This is a genomic window from Chitinophaga sp. Ak27 (genome assembly GCF_012726295.1).
Taxonomy (GTDB): Bacteria; Bacteroidota; Bacteroidia; order Chitinophagales; family Chitinophagaceae; genus Chitinophaga.
Window position 1 is genome coordinate 1092543 of the sequence record NZ_JABAOB010000001.1, and the last position, 16955, is coordinate 1109497.

A 16955-nucleotide genomic window follows, 5' to 3' on the forward strand; every position below is an offset into this window, starting at 1 on the left:
GCGGCATAAAAGGCGGGGCACTGTTATCGCAATTATGCTTTGTATTAACCCAATTATGCTTTTCTACGAAACGCCAACGGTGTTTGCCCGGTCTGTTCCCGGAAAAACCGGTTAAAACCGGCAGGGTCGCTGAAATTCAGTCGCCACGAAATTTCCGCCACGGAAGTATCTGTATACCGCAACGCCGCTTTGGCCTCCTGTACCAGCATATCGGCAATGGCCTCCGATGCGGTATGCCCGGTGACTTCCTTTACCGTACGGTTCAGGTGATTAGGCGTAACGCCCAGCAGCGTGGCATAATCCCCTACCTTTCTCTTGGCCAGGAAATGCTGGCTCACCAGCTTCTTGAACCGCGGCACCAGGTAGGTATTACGTGTATCCGTTGCCGTAACATCCAATCCCTGTGCTACATAACTTCGCTTTACTTCCAGCAATAAGAGGTACAGGTACATATGGATAGCCTTTTCGCAGCCGGGCCGGTGCTGCTGCAGCTCTTCGTTGATTTTTCTCACAAAATCCGCTACCGCTGTAATAGCGGCAACCTCCAGCTGTATAAAGGGTACGCCGGAATAGTCGAAAAAAGGAAATTCCACCGGGATTTTCGCTGCCGGGATAATATCTTCCAGGAAGTCGGCATTGAATAAAATATAGTAGCCAAAAGTGTCTGCGCTGATATTGTCTTTACTGAATACCTGGCCAGGAAAGGTAAAGCTCAATGTGCCGGGCCGGTGTTTAAACTGTTCCAGCCCCAATTGCACATCCACACTACCACTCAGGGTAATGCTGATCCGGTAGAAGTCGGACTTCAGCGGGCCTACTGCCGGCCGCAATCCTTCGCTGGAGTATATTTCAAAACCGGGAACACGTTTGGCCGCATCCAGGTTGCTGTAACCAAAATCGGAAGTATCGTGCTCTACCCGGTGCAGATGCCGGAAATCATTCAATACATACTGCGGAATGTCTTGCCGGCGGAGTTGGGTATTCGTAGCCATTATGTTATATTCGTCACTAAAATTAGACAATTATCTGCAATGGAGTTAACCACCTTATATCGGCCCGTAGGCCCAGATGAACTAAAATTAATAGAACAGTCGGGCTGGAAAAGATTTCCGCCCCGGAAGCCAGATCAACCCATTTTTTATCCTGTTATGAACGAAGCTTATGCCATCCAGATTTCAGTAGAATGGAATGTTCCTGCTTACGGCTCCGGCTTTGTGACCCGCTTTGCGGTGGACAGCCGTTTCCTGGAAAGATACCCGGTGGAAAATGTAGGTGGAGTTATACACAACGAACTATGGGTACCAGCGGAGGAACTGGAAGCCTTTAATGATCATATTGTGGGCGCGATTGAGGTTACGCAGTCTTATTACCAGGAAGGGAAATGACCTATCATATCATTATATCACTGTAAGTCGAAAAAATAAAAAAGCAGTGGTCCCATGACCACTGCCTCTAACTATATAAAGCGTTATTATCTCGCTATATCAATCTTCACTTTCTTATTCTTGATCTTTTCATTCTTAATCTGTTCCAGCGCGTGTCCCACTTTGGATTTCACCACTGCTACAAATGAAAAGAAGTCTTTTACTTCAATTAAGCCGATATCTTCTTTCTTCAGGTGCGCCTGTTTGGCGAGAAAGCCTACGATATCTACTTTATTTACTTTATCCTTTTTACCGGCGGCAATAAACAGCGTAGTCCATTTAGGTTTCTCGGGCAATTTCGCTGTTTCGGGCAGCTCAATGGTTTCTATGGTTTCATTGGCCAGGTAAGGCATGAGCTTTTCATCGGGGGCGAGGATCACGATAGCGGTGCCGCTGGCTTCCATCCTGGCGGTACGACCGTTACGGTGTGTCCAGCTGTCTTCCGTGTGTGGCAGGTGAAAGTGAACGATGTAGCGGATGTTGGGAATATCGAGTCCACGGGCGGCCAGATCGGTGGTCACCAGTACATTTACGGACCCGTTCCGGAATTTGCAGAGGGCTGCATCGCGTTCCTGTTGCTCCATAGCGCCATGGTAGAAGGTATTAATAATACTTTTCTCCGACAGCATTTTGCTGGTACGCTCTACCGCTTCGCGATGGTTGCAAAACACAATGGTAGAGCGGTTGCCCAGGTAGCAGATCAGGCGGAAGAGGGTTTCCACCTTATCATTTTCCGGCGATAATACCTGCTTGATGGCGAGCCTTTCAACCGGCGTACCGTTTTCCGGCAGGAAGTTCAGTTTTGCGGGTTGATCCAGCGCCAGGAATGCCGAGATCTCCACGGCTTCTGTAGCGGAGGTGAGGATACGCTTTTTGATATTGGGCAATGATTCCACGATGAAGGATACTTCTTCCTGGAAGCCTAATTCCAGGGTTTTATCAAATTCATCGAGCACCAGTGTTTTAATAGCGGCGACCGTAATATTTTCGCGGCGGATATGATCTCCCAGTCGTCCGGGCGTGCCTACAATGACTGCCGGGGGCTGAATGAGATTATTTTCTTCGGTTTCCCGCAGGTGGCCGCCATAGCAGGCGGTAATTTTATAGCCAGTGCCCATTTGTTTGAACACTTTTTCTATTTGCAGGGCCAGTTCCCGCGAAGGCACTACGATGAGGGCCTGGGTGTTTTTATTGGCAGGATCCAGTCTTTCCAATATGGGCAGTAAAAACGCCAGCGTTTTACCGGAACCGGTGGCCGACAGCAGGATTACATCGGCATGTTGCTGGTTAGCGGTTACCGATGCCTGTTGCATGTCGTTGAGTGAATCGATCTTAAGATTGGTAAGTATATTACCTAAGGAGTACTTTTCTTTTTGCATTTGGCGCAAAAGTACGAAAATTAAATTTGGCGCGCGTTAGCGGCAAAGATGCAACTGATCACCGGCGGGATAGCTGAAGGTATTGGGCAATACCCATCTCGCTTTATAAATTTTCCAGCCTTTTTGGGAGAAGACAGTATGCCCGCCGGCATCTATTACTTCGTCGGTCCACCACGATTCCTTGGGTTTTACCAGCAGCACCGGGTAGCCGGCCGGTCCGGAGGATACGCTTTTAATATCGTGTTGTAATACCGGCGCCTGCGAGGTTTTACGGGTTTTTATGTCGAAAGTATATACGTTGGTTGTGTTCGTAAGCCATAAGCTATTTTTTCTATATACAGGAAACAGGTCATGGGCTTCCGTTCCGGGGATGGCCACCGCTGCTTCCTGCGTCAGGTCGGGGGCCTGGCAGTTAAAGTTATAGCGGAATACGTGCATAGTATCCATGGCGGCAGTCCAGAGGCGTTTGCCGGTGGCGTCCCATACCACGTTGTGCCCAAAAGCCACGGGAATCTTTTTCGTATATACGCCATCGGGATAGCGCAAGGTATCGGTTCTGAACAGCATCAGGTAATTGCCGGTACTGGAGGCGCTCACAATATTACCATCAGGCAATAGCTCCACCGAATGCGTATTACCGCCGGCATAGGCGTAAAACACGGTTTTCCTGTCCGCAATGCGGATAAGGGCTACTCCCCCGCCGGAGGCATTGGTTAAAATATATTGATTATTATACACCACTTTGGCATCGCTGGGATTGCTGAACCATTTAACGTGCGCCGGCTGGATGTTGGATAATTCCGGTTTCCACTCCCAGATCATGGCCCCAGTAGTGACATTTACAATCACGATACGATGTTGCGATTGTTCCGCTACCACTATACATTTGCGACAGCTGGCCACTGTAGATGCGGTATCAGATGGGTTTTCATATTTGGCAAAGCAGGTAACCGCCAGCAGGCAGCATAACCAGGAGCAGATCAGTTTTTTCATGATGCCACATAATTACAATTTCTTTCCGGGAAATAAAATAGTGTTAATTTAAGGGTATGAAAACACCTATCATCTTACTGGTACTGGCAGCAGACATCCTGATATCCTGCCAGCAACAGGCATCCAAACAAGCCGTTACGGCAACGGATACACTGACTACCGCTGCACCTGCTGAAGAAAAAAACACCACGCATTGTTACACCAAAGCGGTAGGCAGGGATACTATCCAGCTTAGCATCTCCTTTTCCGACAGCGTAGCCACCGGCGCGCTCCTTTATAATTTCTTTGAGAAAGATAAAAACACCGGTAAATTCAATGGCGTACTGCACAACGGGATTATCCGGGGTAAGTATACTTTCTTCAGTGAAGGGGTGGAAAGTTCCAGGCCTGCTATTTTTAAGATTTCAGGCCAACATGCCTATGAAGCCCTGCCGGAAAGCATAGACCGCCTGGGCCAACCGGTTTTTAACCTGGATAACGATAAATTGAAGTTTGATAGCATTCCGCTGGTAGCCGGCGAATGTAAATAGCTTACTGACATCTTCTATAAAATGCGACAGCCGGCTCTTTTAAAGAACCGGCTGTCGCGTTTTTAATTCAGTTTAGAATTTATAGGATACCGTTCCGGTAAACTGGGTAGGCGGTATCGGGTTAATGCTATAGTTTTCGTGTACGTAGTAATTGTAAGTATTGGTAACGTTAGACACCTTGGCCATTACGGCAAAACGTTTGAAGTTGTATCCGGCGCTCAGGTCGAGAGTGGAGAAACCAGGTACAGAGATCAGGCGGCTGAATTTTTGTGTTTGACCGACAGTATTGTTCCAACCGGCGTAACGTTGACCAATGTAATAGAATCCTGCACCAAATTTCAGTCCTTTCAGTTTAGTTTGTTGTAAAGTATAGAAGGCGCTGGCGTTGGCCGTATGATTAGGGTTGCCTACAAGGCGTTCTCCTTCTATAGAGCTACCTTTCAGACCAGAGGTCTTTTCGATGGTCATGTTGTTGTAGCTGTAACCGGCTACTACATCCAGTCCTGGCAGCGGGTGGCCGGCGATATCCAGTTCCACGCCCTGGCTCAGGGTTTCCCCAATCAGTGCTTTAATAGTGGTATTGTTATTAGGCGTTACACCATCTTTCAGGTAAGGCGCTGTTTGTGCATAGTTGTTATTTCGGATGCGATAAGCAGTTACGTTTACAGACAGTAAGCCATTGAAGAAATCGTTTTTAACACCCACCTCATATTGACTGATGATAGAAGGTTTCAATGTCTGGCTATCCACATCCAGGCCGGTATTTGGCGTAAAGGAGGTAGAGTAGCTGGCGAAGATGGCTGTATTGGCTACTGGTTTGTAAACGATACCCAAGCGGGGTGAAAATGCCTGATCATATTTTCCGTCACCTACTTTTTTACCTCCTTTGAAATCATATGCCACTGTACCTTCTGTTTGCAGGTAAGAATAACGCAGACCAGCCAGTACTTTCAGTTTTTCTGAAATGCTGATGAGATCCTGAGCGTATACGCCTACTCTGTTGATCGGAGCATTAGTTACGGTAGTGAGCGTGGAGGTTGGCAGATCGGTTCTGCGGTTATATTTAGCCGGGTCAAATACATTGATACTGTCGTAGATACCGGTAGTACCCGGCAATACAGTTGGTACGCCGTAAGCATAGGTGCCAGTCAGGTATCTGTCGGCATCCACACCGGCGAGGATAGTATGTTCGAGGGAACCCGTTCTTACTTTACCGGTAAGATCCAGTTGACCGGAATAATAGTCTTCGTTAGTAGCATTTCTGCCTAGCGGGCGTCTGAACTTACCGTCGGACTGTATTTGTATTCTTTCTATGGCGTAGTAATCGCGCTGGTATTTGGAGTAAGACACGATACCGTTGAGCGACCAGCCTTTGCCCAGTTTATGACGGATATTAGCAGAGGCAGTCGTTTGCTGGGTATGTGCATATTGCCAGCTTTCCCCAAAGAAAGTATTGCGTGGCACTTTCATGATGGCTGTATCGGAGATAGAGCCTATACCGAAGTCCGGTGTAAAGTCGTGTTTCAGGTAGTCGGCCTGTACCACTAATTCGGTGCGGTCGCTCAACTTAAACAACAGGGAGGGGTTGATATAATAACGTTTGGAGTGTACCTGGTCGCGGTAGCTGTCGGCGGTTTCGAAGGTACCGTTTACGCGGAACGCTACTTTTTTGGAGATAGGACCATATACATCGAAAGCGGGTTTCAGGAGTCCGAAGCTACCGGCTCTGAGGTTTATCTCTCCGCCGAAGTTGAATTTAGGTTGTTTAGTGACCATGTTCATCACTGCTCCCGGCGCTACGTTTCCATAGAGGATAGCAGCGCTTCCTTTCAGCACTTCTATTCTTTCCAGGGAGCTCATTTCCGGCATAGCACCGGCATTCACGCGGGCGCCGTTCTTGAACATATTGGTAGAAGAGAAGGCGTATCCGCGGGCGTTGAAAGCTTCCTGGGTACCTGCGCGGGTGGAGGCCATGTATACGCCGTTGATATTTTTCACCACATCGCTCATGCGCTGGGATTGTTGGTCTTCCAGCACTTCATGCCCGATGATGGCCACGCTCTGGGGCAGGTCCATCACGGGTACTGGTAATTTACCGATGCTCACTGGCTTTTTATTGATGGTGCGAGTCCGGGTACCATCTACCACAATTTCATTCAGCTGGCTGGAAGTTGCTTCCAGGGCCAGGTGCAGGGCGGTTACCTCGTCGGCAGCCACGGTAATGTTGTTGTGGAGGGTTTTAGTACCGGTATAGGAAACCACCAGGACGTAATTACCTGGCTTTACATTTTTGATGATAAATTGACCTTCTTCATCGGTGAGGGCGCCTTTTTTGGTGTCTTTTAAACCGATGGTTACGAAGCCGGCTGGCTGGCCATCCGCAGAGGTAATCTTTCCTTTGATGGTGCCGTTTTGCGCCAGTACAGTAAGGTTTATTAAAACGAGGCTGAGAATAAAGTATAAATGCTTCAACTACTTATATTTTTCGCAAAGTTGCGGTGATTCAGTTCGTTAAAGGTATCAGATCGGGAAAATGATTTACGCAATCGGGAAAAAAACGGAAAAATGGAAAACACAAAAAAGTCGCCTGTGTACAGGCGACTTTCGCTATTTCATTGAAATCCAAATAGTTAGCGTTCTGGCTTCATCCCATTCACCCATTGCCGGATCAGCGCCACCCCTTCTTTATGAATCACCGTACGGGCCAATTCCGGCATGGCCGTACCAGGCTCAATGCTATTCATCCGGTATACCAGGATGGAGTGTTGTGCATCGCCGGGGATTACGTCGTAATCGAGGCCGCCGGCGCCGCCACCCGCCGATACCGGCGATTTCATCATTCCCAGGTGGTCGGTTCCCGTTTGTTCATATTCCAGGAATAGACCGGTGTTATAGGCATCGCCACCCTGGGTATGGCAATGGGCACAGTTTACATCGAGGTAGGCCCGGGCGCGCTGACTCACGCTAAAGTGCACACTGTCTTTCCAGTCGGGCAGCTGCGGTACCTTATCCAGGACAGGCATACCTGTTAGTAGCCCGTTGGCAGCCCACTCCTGTAATTGATTGGCCGTTTGCCCATGGCGTACATAATTGAGGTTGCGCGCCTTGGGCCCAATGGGCGTAAGCACGCTGTTGTTGATATGACAACGTTTACAATCGTTGGTATTAGGCATCTGGTATACGGTCGACTGCTCCTGCCCCTTATCGTCCAGGAAAGTAATGGGAATTTTCTTACCCAGTATCCACTTGGCCGCGTCCTGCTGGTCTTTATTCCAGAGGTAATTCATTACCTTCCACTGATGGTCGGCCGGATCCCTGAATAGCAACCGGGTTTCTATCATCACCTTTTCGTGTGCAGGACTGGTGTACGCGAAGTTTTTAACGATGAAAGTAGAATCAGGAAAATCCAGTGCACCGTGATCGGTATAACGGATTTGTTTTCCTGCCGGCACTACTACAAAACGGTCTTTCACTGCATAGTCGGTAAACAGCGGTGTGGCTAACTCATAATTCACTACACCCTTGCGGGGTGTGAGTGTTTTCAGGGCACCGGTGAAAAAGCCGTAGTCCGACAATTTATCTTTAAATTGAAACGGCCCGGCCACCGCAGCAGGCGCCGGGCGTTGCTGGCAACTCTGCACGGCGGCCAGCCATAGTATTATACACAATATCAATAAGCAAAGCTTCCTCATCTCTCTAAGAAAAATTTATTTACAAACATAAGGTGTCACATCCGTGCTGGGATGCCAGTTCTTCGATTTCATATTCAGCGCATCCACATTCACAAATAGATTAGGACCCTGCTGCTGAATACAGAGGGAATCAGGGTTTACCGCCGTACCTTTTGTGAGCACATTGGTCGTAATACCATCATAAGTAATAAACGGTAAACGGGCATTTTTGCGGGACGGATCCATCGCATTCAGCTGCTGCTCAATACCTACCAGTATTTTACCGGTATGATGCTCGTAAACGGCCGGTGGAAACGCAGCGCCCACCTCCATAGTATTATCATGGATATGCACGTTACGGGGAATCGGGAAATAATGATCATTGATTTTTGATCCCGCGCTTTCATCGATAAAAAATCCGGATACTACAGAAATAGCGCTGGAGTTGTTGTTGATAATACGATTATGATGAAGGTCGATATCAGATGCCGCCAAAATCACCACTCCACTGCCGGGAGCCGCATTACCAACCCCCCACGTAGAGCCAAAGCTGCCTGATTTGGCGAAATTACGTTCGTTGTTATCATGAAAATAGTTGTTGTATGCTTTTACAAAACCGCCCCTTTTAGATAAATCCGGCAGGTCGAAAATCAGGAAACCGGCCGTATTTCCCCAAAACTCGTTGTCATACACTTCTGCGTGCGAAGTATTTTCTATTTCACAGCCGGCTACGTTTTTATATGCTTTACATTTACGTACAATGGCGCTATCGGTTTGCCCTACATAAATACCGGCATCGGAAGCACCCTGCGCATAACAGTTTTCTACCAGCACATTTTTACACATTACCGGGTAAATAGCATATCCACCGGTAGTGGAATCTGATACCGACCACACGGCATGCAGGTTAGTGATCACCACATTTTCGCTTTTGTTGATCTTGATCAGATCGCCTTTGGAATCCCGCAGTGTAAGACCATCAATGGTAAATCCTTTTACGTCGGTAACCCGGATACCTTCCCCACCCTGGCTTTGCGCCGAGAAGTCCAGGATCGTTTTATCCGGGCCAGCACCCTGTATTTTGATATGTTTTAGCTGCGCAATGCTCAAGTTGTCAAATTTGTACAGTCCCTCTTTCAGGGTAATGTTACTGCTGTCGGTGAGCGTCAGTAATGCTTCCGCTATTTTTGTTTCGTCTCCCGGACCAAAGCTCAGCTGTTTCTTATAACCGCCGGCATCTCCGGCATCTTTTACTTCCGGACCCTTGCAGGCCGCCAGTAAGGATAACAACAACAGGTAGTGTGTGTATCGTTTCATGTAATTTATTTTTATTATCAGAAAACATTGTATGCAAAAGTGATGTAGTACATACCGCCAATAGCAGGACTACCAAAGCCGTTCCTGTAATAGGTATTGGTAAGATTGGTACCTCCCAGCTTGATGGTGGAATGCGCTTGTAGCAGGCGGTAACTCACCTGGGCATCGATCACCGCAGATGCCGGCACGGTACCGCTTCCGAAGCCTATCTGGTAGAAATAAGCCGGGCGATAACGGAAGGTAGTATTGAAAGAATAACGTTCTTTCTTACCAAAACCTGTGTTACCAAAATCTATATTAAACTTATAATTGGGCGTATTAAAATTATTTACCTGGCTGTTGTTCCGGTTCTTGAGGAAGTCGGACGAGAAATTGACCTTTCCCAGGAAGTGATGGGAGAAATCAATGCTCACGCTGGCCGCATAGCCATAGGTATTTACTTTTTCGGCGCCATTGTAAGCGATATTGTATTGAATATATTTGCTGTGGTCTAGGAATGCCTGTGGATCATCGGTTCCCGGCGTATTGGCTACGTTTACATAGCCGATAAAGTTCTTCCAGGTAGAGTAATATCCCAATACATCAATTAGTACCCTGCCTGCAATCAGGGAAGAGTAGCCTAACTCAAATGCATCTACGGATTGTGGCCGGATATCTTTCAGCTGAAACTGTTTCAGGTCGGCCGGATTTTTACTATGCTGGAAAGAGTCTACGCTACTCAGGGTGTAAGCCGGGTATTTATCAAAATGATACACGCCATTCAGTAATCGGTCGGAGCCCCCGGAAGCGAAGCTGTTGTAGTCTATCAGGGTGCTTTGCAGCGACTGGATATTGGAAGGGAAGCTATAGGCGTTCTGGTAAGAGAAGCGGATAAAGCTTTCCTTGTTTACTTCCAGTACGGCAGATACCCGGGTAGTGATACGTGGCTTGGCAAACAAAGTATTTTTATCGTACCTGAATGCTGCTGCCAGGCTGAGTTTATCGTGTATTACTTTTTTGGTGAGATGGGCATAAGCGCTGTATTCTGCTACATCGATCGGGGCATCATTATCGGGGAATAAGGTGCCTTTGGAGTCCAATCGGTACAGGCGGTAGTTGAGCCCGGCAATCAGCTCGGCAAATTTTACCAGGTGGGTAAAGTTGTATTGTACTTCGGTGTTGAACAGGCGGCTCCGGTCGGTAAACAGGGTACCACCTTTTGATGTCGGGATATTGGAGATACTGTCTTTCAGGTGTAGGAACCGGGGACTACCGACGTCTGGCCGGCCCTGGTCTGCAAATACCCTGGCCATATTGCTGGCATCGAGGTAGCTTTTGCCCTGCGACATAGCTTCCAGCAAAGCGCTGGTATATTGCGGGTACCAACCATCGCCGGTATTGGCATTGTAGCTGGGCTTCCAGGCTTCATTGATCAGTTGCACAGTAGGCATGGCAATGATGGTGTGCCCGGAGTTTTCGCGACTGGTATAGGCACGAACAAACCAGTGCTCGGCCTTTAATTCCGCCCGGTACTGGCCCAGGTGAAAGCCGGTCAGTGCATAACGGGTATCATTACTGTATACCGCGTTGCCCTGGCCGTAGGTGCCGGATAAAATAGCTTCCAACTTAGGCTTTATCTTATAGCGGAGTTCTACGTTGGCTTTGAACATTTTAGCATCGCTGCTCAGGTAACCATATTCGGGGTAGCCGGTGCGGGCCACATAATGACTTCCTTCTGCGAGCATGGGGTTGATAATAGGCGCCAATTCCGGCACCTGCGCCAGAGCGCCTTCCAGGAAGGGGTTAATGTCTGCGGAGGTTTTACTGCCGTAAATGTTTACGCCATTGTAGTTAGGGTCCTGCCGCGGGCCACCGGGGCCATTGGTATTCGTGGTATCGTTGGCCATCCAGTCTTTCGCCTGGGTGTACTGCACATTTATCTTAAACGCAAACTTATCGCTTACTTTCTTTCCCCAACGCACGGTCCAGTCGTAATAAGGCGAGGGTCCCAACGGGTCGTTAGACTTCCCCTTTTTTACATGGTTCACGCCCTGGGTGATCTGGGCACTGAGTCCCTGGTATTTAAACGGATCTTTGCCGGTCATCACCATGGTACCGTTTAATCCGCGGGAACCATACAGCGCGGAAGAGGCGCCGGAGAGTACTTCCAGGTTATCGACATCCAGCTCCGTCAACCCGATGATAGCGCCTATGGGAAAGTTGAGCCCCGGGGCCTGGTTGTCCATCCCATCTACAATCTGGGTGAAGTTGGTGTTACCGCTGGTATTAAAGCCGCGGGTGGTGATGGTGGTAAACAACAGGCTGGAAGTAGTCACGTCTACTCCTTTAAGGCCCTGGATCATGTTATAGTAGCTGGGCTGCGGGGAGTTGATGATGTCTTTGGTACCAATTCTTTCGATGGTTACGGGCGACTCAATTTTCTTTTGTACAAAGCGGCTGGCAGAAACCACCACTTCCTTCCCTAATACCGAGGCAGGTGATAATTCTACCCGCTGGAAACCGGGGCCGGAAACGGTGATCTCCTTTGTTTCAAAACCAACCGATGACAGTATAAGGGTAACAGGATATGTCTTTCGCGTGGAGAACTTAAAATTCCCCTGGTCGTTGGTATAGTCGCCGTTGGGGGCTTCTTTCATGGTAACAGATACTACAGGTACTACTTCTTTGGTAACGCTGTTCCGAACATTTCCTGAAATGACAATCTGTGCGGTAGCAACAAATTGTAACCCGAACAGGCAAACCATACTTATAAAAGTGGATTTAAACATCGGCAGAACGATTTAGATGGCTTGGTTGTTAATTTTTACTGGCAATGAAAGGTCATGTGTGATAGAGCGATATTAATAAAATACCGAAAGGGGAAGTGTTACCAGGTAAGACTTTGGGGCGAAAATGGGGCTATTAGGGGTAGAAATCAGGCCGCGGGGGTGAATCGTTCCTGGAACACCGGCAAACAGGTAGCAGATACCGGTACGGGGAAATCATGTAATCCCTCCAACTCCAGGTAATGCCCTTTTGTATTTTTCTTAAAAAGCACCACCTTGGTAATATTCACCAGGTAAGAACGGTGTGCCCGCACAAAATGCCGGGGCGATAAATAACCTTCCAGTTTCTTCAGGGACGTTCTCACCAGCTCTTTACAAACCTGGTTACCCGACAGGTAATATACTTGTACATAATTATCTTCTGCCTTTACCAGGAGCAGTTTCCCAGGATGCAGGGTCAACACGGGCTTATCATGTTCATCGCGGATCAGGATACAATTTTCTTCCGTTTTCTCCCCTACCTGTTCTTTATCTTTTTCCAGGCTTTTGAGCTGGGCTATTTTCTCCCGGGTAAAAAACCAAAGCAGGGCTATGCAGTAAGGCAATGGAAAAATCAGGGAAGTATAACGGAGGGTATTCACAAATTCTGTCCAGGTAAAAAAGAAAGTATCCGTGATAGACACATTTACGATGGTAACCAGCAGCGACACCAGCAATACTTCTCCCAAAAACCAACAACCGTAGGTGGCATTGGTTAACTTCCGGCGCACTTTCCAGCCTGCCAGGGCAAACTGGGTGATACAGAGCACAGCTACCCCACACAAAGTAAAAATGAGGAACAGGGGCATCAGCGCCAGGTGCTGCCCTTCATACCAGATATTAATATTAAATGGCAGGAAAATATACATGAACAGGAAACTGAAAATGCTGCAAAAAACAACCAGGACTATCCTGTTGGTAACGGAATCCAGTAAAGTAAAGCGTGGTTGCTCTGCAACATATTTCGACACCAGTGGCAAAGTAGGTATGCTTTTCATATCGTGGATGATTTCTTCATTTAAGATAAGTAAAAAAGCTGTAATCGGGATGCAGCGGATCCTCGTTCCGGCAACTGTATTTTTTGAGGACGCAAATATATTAGATATTATCTTACAGGCAGATTTAAACCAATCGTAAATGAACAGGGAATTCCGGATACCCACTTTTTTCAGAATCACCTGCCTTGTCATGAGTGTAGTGATGCTGGCCATGACCGGCTATGCCATTTCCCAGATCAACGAATCCCCGCTGTTTATCTTTATCACGTTTGCGAGCCTGCTCCTGGCCTGGTCCATGTTTGCCTATACCCGGCTGAAACTTACCTTTTCCGAACAGTCGCTGAACTTTACCGGTGGATGGCTCGCCCATCATGCTCCCTGGGGCGACATTTACAAAGTAGAAATGATGGAAGCGGGAAAATTTATGGAGCCACAGGTTACCCTGTTTTACGGTGATAAAAAGCTGACGATTACCCGTAGCATGTTTCTAAAACGACCCTACAAAGAAATATTACTGCTGCTGGAAAAGCGGCTGTCGCCTGATCTGTTTACCGCACAATACCGGCAGATACGACAAAAAGTAATACAACCTTAAAAAACCGGCACTTCCCCCGGCTTCAGCGCTTTACCCCGCTGCATTTCTGCCGCAGCAAAAGCTTTATCCTCCAATGGCGTAAACCCTTTAGGCGCTTTGTCGGCCCGTCCTTTATAGATCCCGATAAAAGGTTTGGAAAAAGTTTTACGGGTAGCAGGATCGGTCATACGAAAAAACTGGGGATACCAACCCTGTACCACCCGGGTATCAGGTGCTGGCTTGCTGGCAGCGGCCAGCCTGTTGGCCTGTATTTTCTCCAGGGAGATACGATCGATATCGGTGGCGGAAAAGAAGTAAACCCGGCGCCCACCCAGCTTACCGGAAGCTGTCCGCTTAAATACGCCGGCATGATGCCACTCCGAAGCAAAGACTTCCAGCTCCTTTGCTGCGATCTTCCTATTAAAACGTTTAGACAGCAAGGCCGCTACCTCACCGGCTTTCAGCAATCCCTTCGCCTCGGCGTCCTGGTAGTTTTCAGACTTTCCCTGCCGGAGATATTGACTCATTCTCATGCCGGCAAGGTACAATTTATGCGGGAGTTCTATTCGCTTTCTTCCCACTTCATCCTCAGCAACTCCTCTTCAATATCCACCAGTTCATGGTATTTCCGGATAATTTCGTGGTCCATATGCGGGTCTTTATTCAGCTCATGTAATACATGGCGTTGATGATCGAGCATTTTCAGGAATACATTCTTATATCCCTCACGGTCCATACCCGGCCGTTTGTGGCGGATGGCAACTGCTTTACCGGTGGCCAGGTCTGTACGCAGATCCCGGAGCTCCACAATGGCCTGCATATCACCGGTATGATGGGCATCAAGGTATTGAATACTATGATCCACCAGCGCCTCGCGGATCTTTTCTTCCTGCTCTTCGGTAGACCATACCTTGTCGGGATCTTCCATCTTCACCCAACGGATCACCAAGGGTAAAGTCAGCCCCTGTACCACCAGGGTGAGCAGGATCACTGTAAACGTGATAAACAATACCAGGTTGCGCTGCGGGAAAGGCTGGCCGTTGTTCATCAACACCGGGATAGACAAGGCCGCCGCCAGCGACACCACACCCCTCATGCCCGCCCAGCCAATAATGACGGGGCCTTTCCAGCCCGGACGGTTGTCGGCAGTGGTAATATACCGACTGATAAATACGGTGAACACAGAAGCGCCTAACGTACAGCACAAGCGCGTTACAATCAGGGCGCCGGTAATAATACATCCATATTTAATAGCGGCGCCTATGCTCACAGTTCCCAGCTCGCGGATAATAACAGGCAGCTCCAACCCAATGAGCATAAATACGAGTCCATTCAACAGGAATCCCAGCGTAGCCCATGTATTGGCGCCCTGCAGGCGGCTGCGGTAGTTTAGGATGCGCATGCTGCGGGAGGAGAGGAAAAGGCCCCCGCTGACTACCGCCAGTACGCCGGAGCCATGTAGCGATTCTGCCGCAATGTACATTACATAGGGCGCCGTCAGGGTAAGCACTACATCCATTTGCGCGCTGGTAGGCAACCAGCGGTGAATGCCATAGTATACCACTGCAACCGCCAGCCCAATGGCTACTCCCACCACTATGGCCACCACAAAGCTGCCCAGCGCTTCGTGGAATACGAATACGCCCGTCATCACCGCTGTTTGGGCAAAGCTGAATACAATTAAACTGGAGGCATCATTCATCAAACTCTCTCCTTCCAGTATCGCAGAAATCCGCTTAGGTACTTTTACATATTTCAGGATGGTAGTGGCCGACACTGCATCCGGGGGCGAAACTATGCCACCTAACAGAAAGCCCAGTGCCAGCGTAAATCCGGGGATCAACGCCTTCGATACCACCGCCACCACCAGCGAAGTAAATACAACGATAAGAAAAGCAAAGCTGGTAATCACTCTTCGCCACCGCCAAAACTCTTTCCACGACGTATACCAGGCCGCTTCATATAGCAAAGGGGGTAAGAAGATCAATAAGATCAGCTCCGGGTTGATTTGTATGGAAGGAAGAAAATGAAACTGGCTCACCAGGAGACCGCCCAGCACGAGCACAATCGGGTAGGCGATCTTCAGCTGCCGCGCCAGCAAAACAAAAAACAGGATAATAAAAACGAGCAGGATATATTCGATGACCAATGTAAGCATAAGGCGACTTGCTTTTACCATATTTCCCGGTAAGGTTACTCCGGCAGTGTAACCAAAATACTGTATTTCCGGGAGATAATAGTATCTAAGCCAGATGCTCGTTGCTGATTATTTATTCAGCCACACCACCTTTTGTTCCGGTGCATGTTCCTGTCCGATAATATCACGGTATAAATCGGGGCGCCGCGCCTTGATATACCGGGAACCGCCCGCCTGTGCGAGTTTTTCTGGGTTAATGGTAGCGGTAATGATATCGTTGCCTAGGGTGCGGCATTCCGCGATCACATCTCCAAAAGGATCTATTATCATCGCGCAACCGTTTTTTAGCTGGTCGTCGTCCATACCAATCGGGTTAGAAAAAACGACATATACCCCATTATCATAGGCCCGTGCAGGCAACCATTTCATAAGCCAGTCGCGGCCCTTCATACCATCAAACTCCAGTCGCAGGGAGGTAGGATCTGTTTTCCGCCGCTCCCACAGCACGGGGTCCACAAACCCGGCCCCGGGGCGGGTAGAAGGCGTGCACATCGTTACATGCGGCATGAAAATAATGTCGGCGCCCAACAAACGGGTAGCCCGCACATTTTCAATGATATTGTTGTCATAACAAATCAGGATACCACATTTCCAGCCCTCTATCTCAAAAATACAATAGGCGTCTCCCGGTGTAAGATGGGGATTGATAAAAGGATGTAATTTCCGGTATTTGGCTACCAGTCCATTTTTATCAACGCATACATAAGTCTTGAACAGGCGCTGTTGCTCATCTTTCTCAAATAAGCCGGCCAGCACCACGATGTTGTGGCGGGCGGCTATCTCCTGAAGGCGTGTTATACTGGAGCCCTGGGGCATAAATTCCGCCAGCTCCAGCATTTGTTCTTTGTTGAGATGCCGGGCAAAAGTGTAGCCTGTAATGGCGCATTCATGAAAGGCAATAACGTTGGCGCCCTCGCCGGCAGCTTTCTCTGCCAGTTCTTCGATAACGGAGAGATTATAACTTTTATCCCCGCTCTTGTTCTCAAACTGTGCGGTGGCAATGCTTATATTGTTCATGGCTATTTGTTTATAGCACAAAACTAATGGCTCCCTTTTTGCGAAAAATGT

General features: G+C 48.4%; 14 protein-coding genes. 3 read left to right on the forward strand and 11 right to left on the reverse strand.

All coding sequences use genetic code 11. From position 1 onward, the window contains the following. Nucleotides 1–53 precede the first annotated feature (53 nt). A complete protein-coding gene (locus HGH90_RS04260; protein WP_168763745.1) occupies nt 54–992 on the reverse strand; it encodes a helix-turn-helix domain-containing protein in 939 nt (312 codons plus the stop codon). Nucleotides 993–1031: 39 nt separating this feature from the next. Here HGH90_RS04260 and HGH90_RS04265 point away from each other — a divergent pair, with 39 nt between their 5' ends. Continuing rightward, nucleotides 1032–1385 (forward strand): hypothetical protein, encoded by a 354-nt coding sequence (locus HGH90_RS04265; RefSeq protein ID WP_169190465.1) that lies wholly within the window; start codon nt 1032–1034, stop codon nt 1383–1385. An 86-nt stretch (nt 1386–1471) separates the two neighbouring features. On the opposite strand, the gene HGH90_RS04270 is transcribed toward HGH90_RS04265, so the two are convergent. Together HGH90_RS04270 and HGH90_RS04275 are read right to left on the reverse strand one after the other, a co-directional pair. Continuing rightward, entirely contained in the window at nt 1472–2803 is a 1332-nt protein-coding gene (locus HGH90_RS04270; RefSeq protein ID WP_169190466.1) for a DEAD/DEAH box helicase, read from the reverse strand. Nucleotides 2804–2839: 36 nt separating this feature from the next. Further along, nucleotides 2840–3796, reverse strand: a complete 957-nt coding sequence (locus tag HGH90_RS04275) for a DUF6528 family protein (RefSeq protein ID WP_169190467.1) — start codon at nt 3794–3796, stop codon at nt 2840–2842. A gap of 56 nt (nt 3797–3852) precedes the next feature. Here HGH90_RS04275 and HGH90_RS04280 point away from each other — a divergent pair, with 56 nt between their 5' ends. After that, nucleotides 3853–4326 carry a hypothetical protein gene (locus tag HGH90_RS04280; RefSeq protein ID WP_168763749.1) on the forward strand — a complete coding sequence of 158 codons (474 nt, stop codon included), beginning with the start codon at nt 3853–3855 and terminating at the stop codon, nt 4324–4326. Between the two features lie 72 nt (nt 4327–4398). Here the strand turns inward: HGH90_RS04280 and HGH90_RS04285 are convergent, their stop codons facing one another. From HGH90_RS04285 to HGH90_RS04305, 5 genes are all read right to left on the reverse strand, one after another. Continuing rightward, nucleotides 4399–6798 (reverse strand): TonB-dependent receptor, encoded by a 2400-nt coding sequence (locus HGH90_RS04285; protein WP_169190468.1) that lies wholly within the window; start codon nt 6796–6798, stop codon nt 4399–4401. Nucleotides 6799–6956: 158 nt separating this feature from the next. After that, complete coding sequence (locus HGH90_RS04290) at nt 6957–8018, reverse strand: SO2930 family diheme c-type cytochrome (protein ID WP_169190469.1); 1062 nt, start codon at nt 8016–8018, stop codon at nt 6957–6959. 15 nt (nt 8019–8033) lie between these two features. Then, complete coding sequence (locus tag HGH90_RS04295; RefSeq protein WP_169190470.1) at nt 8034–9314, reverse strand: parallel beta-helix domain-containing protein; 1281 nt, start codon at nt 9312–9314, stop codon at nt 8034–8036. 17 nt (nt 9315–9331) lie between these two features. Next, on the reverse strand, nt 9332–12082 hold the full coding sequence (locus HGH90_RS04300; protein ID WP_168763754.1) for a carboxypeptidase-like regulatory domain-containing protein: 2751 nt from the start codon (nt 12080–12082) through the stop codon (nt 9332–9334). Nucleotides 12083–12228: 146 nt separating this feature from the next. Then, nucleotides 12229–13116: a LytTR family DNA-binding domain-containing protein gene (locus HGH90_RS04305; protein ID WP_168763755.1), complete on the reverse strand. Its 888-nt coding sequence runs from the start codon at nt 13114–13116 to the stop codon at nt 12229–12231. Nucleotides 13117–13255: 139 nt separating this feature from the next. Here HGH90_RS04305 and HGH90_RS04310 point away from each other — a divergent pair, with 139 nt between their 5' ends. Next, nucleotides 13256–13711: a hypothetical protein gene (locus HGH90_RS04310; RefSeq protein WP_168763756.1), complete on the forward strand. Its 456-nt coding sequence runs from the start codon at nt 13256–13258 to the stop codon at nt 13709–13711. Here the strand turns inward: HGH90_RS04310 and HGH90_RS04315 are convergent. From HGH90_RS04315 to HGH90_RS04325, 3 genes are all read right to left on the reverse strand, one after another. Beyond that, the gene (locus tag HGH90_RS04315) at nt 13708–14223 is read right to left on the reverse strand and encodes a hypothetical protein (RefSeq protein WP_168763757.1); all 516 of its coding nucleotides are present in this window, start codon (nt 14221–14223) and stop codon (nt 13708–13710) included. The genes HGH90_RS04310 and HGH90_RS04315 overlap by 4 nt on opposite strands. Before the next feature lie 29 nt (nt 14224–14252). Then, nucleotides 14253–15848: a Na+/H+ antiporter gene (locus HGH90_RS04320; RefSeq protein WP_168763758.1), complete on the reverse strand. Its 1596-nt coding sequence runs from the start codon at nt 15846–15848 to the stop codon at nt 14253–14255. A gap of 108 nt (nt 15849–15956) precedes the next feature. Then, nucleotides 15957–16904 (reverse strand): nitrilase family protein, encoded by a 948-nt coding sequence (locus tag HGH90_RS04325; protein WP_168763759.1) that lies wholly within the window; start codon nt 16902–16904, stop codon nt 15957–15959. Nucleotides 16905–16955: the final 51 nt, after the last annotated feature.

Bases quoted from the DNA above. Each gene is read 5' to 3' on its own strand.
- HGH90_RS04260 (WP_168763745.1), bottom strand. From the start codon at position 992: ATGGCTACGAATACCCAACTCCGCCGGCAAGACATTCCGCAGTATGTA.
- HGH90_RS04265 (WP_169190465.1), top strand. From the start codon at position 1,032: ATGGAGTTAACCACCTTATATCGGCCCGTAGGCCCAGATGAACTAAAA.
- HGH90_RS04270 (WP_169190466.1), bottom strand. From the start codon at position 2,803: ATGCAAAAAGAAAAGTACTCCTTAGGTAATATACTTACCAATCTTAAG.
- HGH90_RS04275 (WP_169190467.1), bottom strand. From the start codon at position 3,796: ATGAAAAAACTGATCTGCTCCTGGTTATGCTGCCTGCTGGCGGTTACC.
- HGH90_RS04280 (WP_168763749.1), top strand. From the start codon at position 3,853: ATGAAAACACCTATCATCTTACTGGTACTGGCAGCAGACATCCTGATA.
- HGH90_RS04290 (WP_169190469.1), bottom strand. From the start codon at position 8,018: ATGAGGAAGCTTTGCTTATTGATATTGTGTATAATACTATGGCTGGCC.
- HGH90_RS04295 (WP_169190470.1), bottom strand. From the start codon at position 9,314: ATGAAACGATACACACACTACCTGTTGTTGTTATCCTTACTGGCGGCC.
- HGH90_RS04300 (WP_168763754.1), bottom strand. From the start codon at position 12,082: ATGTTTAAATCCACTTTTATAAGTATGGTTTGCCTGTTCGGGTTACAA.
- HGH90_RS04305 (WP_168763755.1), bottom strand. From the start codon at position 13,116: ATGAAAAGCATACCTACTTTGCCACTGGTGTCGAAATATGTTGCAGAG.
- HGH90_RS04310 (WP_168763756.1), top strand. From the start codon at position 13,256: ATGAACAGGGAATTCCGGATACCCACTTTTTTCAGAATCACCTGCCTT.
- HGH90_RS04315 (WP_168763757.1), bottom strand. From the start codon at position 14,223: ATGAGAATGAGTCAATATCTCCGGCAGGGAAAGTCTGAAAACTACCAG.
- HGH90_RS04320 (WP_168763758.1), bottom strand. From the start codon at position 15,848: ATGCTTACATTGGTCATCGAATATATCCTGCTCGTTTTTATTATCCTG.
- HGH90_RS04325 (WP_168763759.1), bottom strand. From the start codon at position 16,904: ATGAACAATATAAGCATTGCCACCGCACAGTTTGAGAACAAGAGCGGG.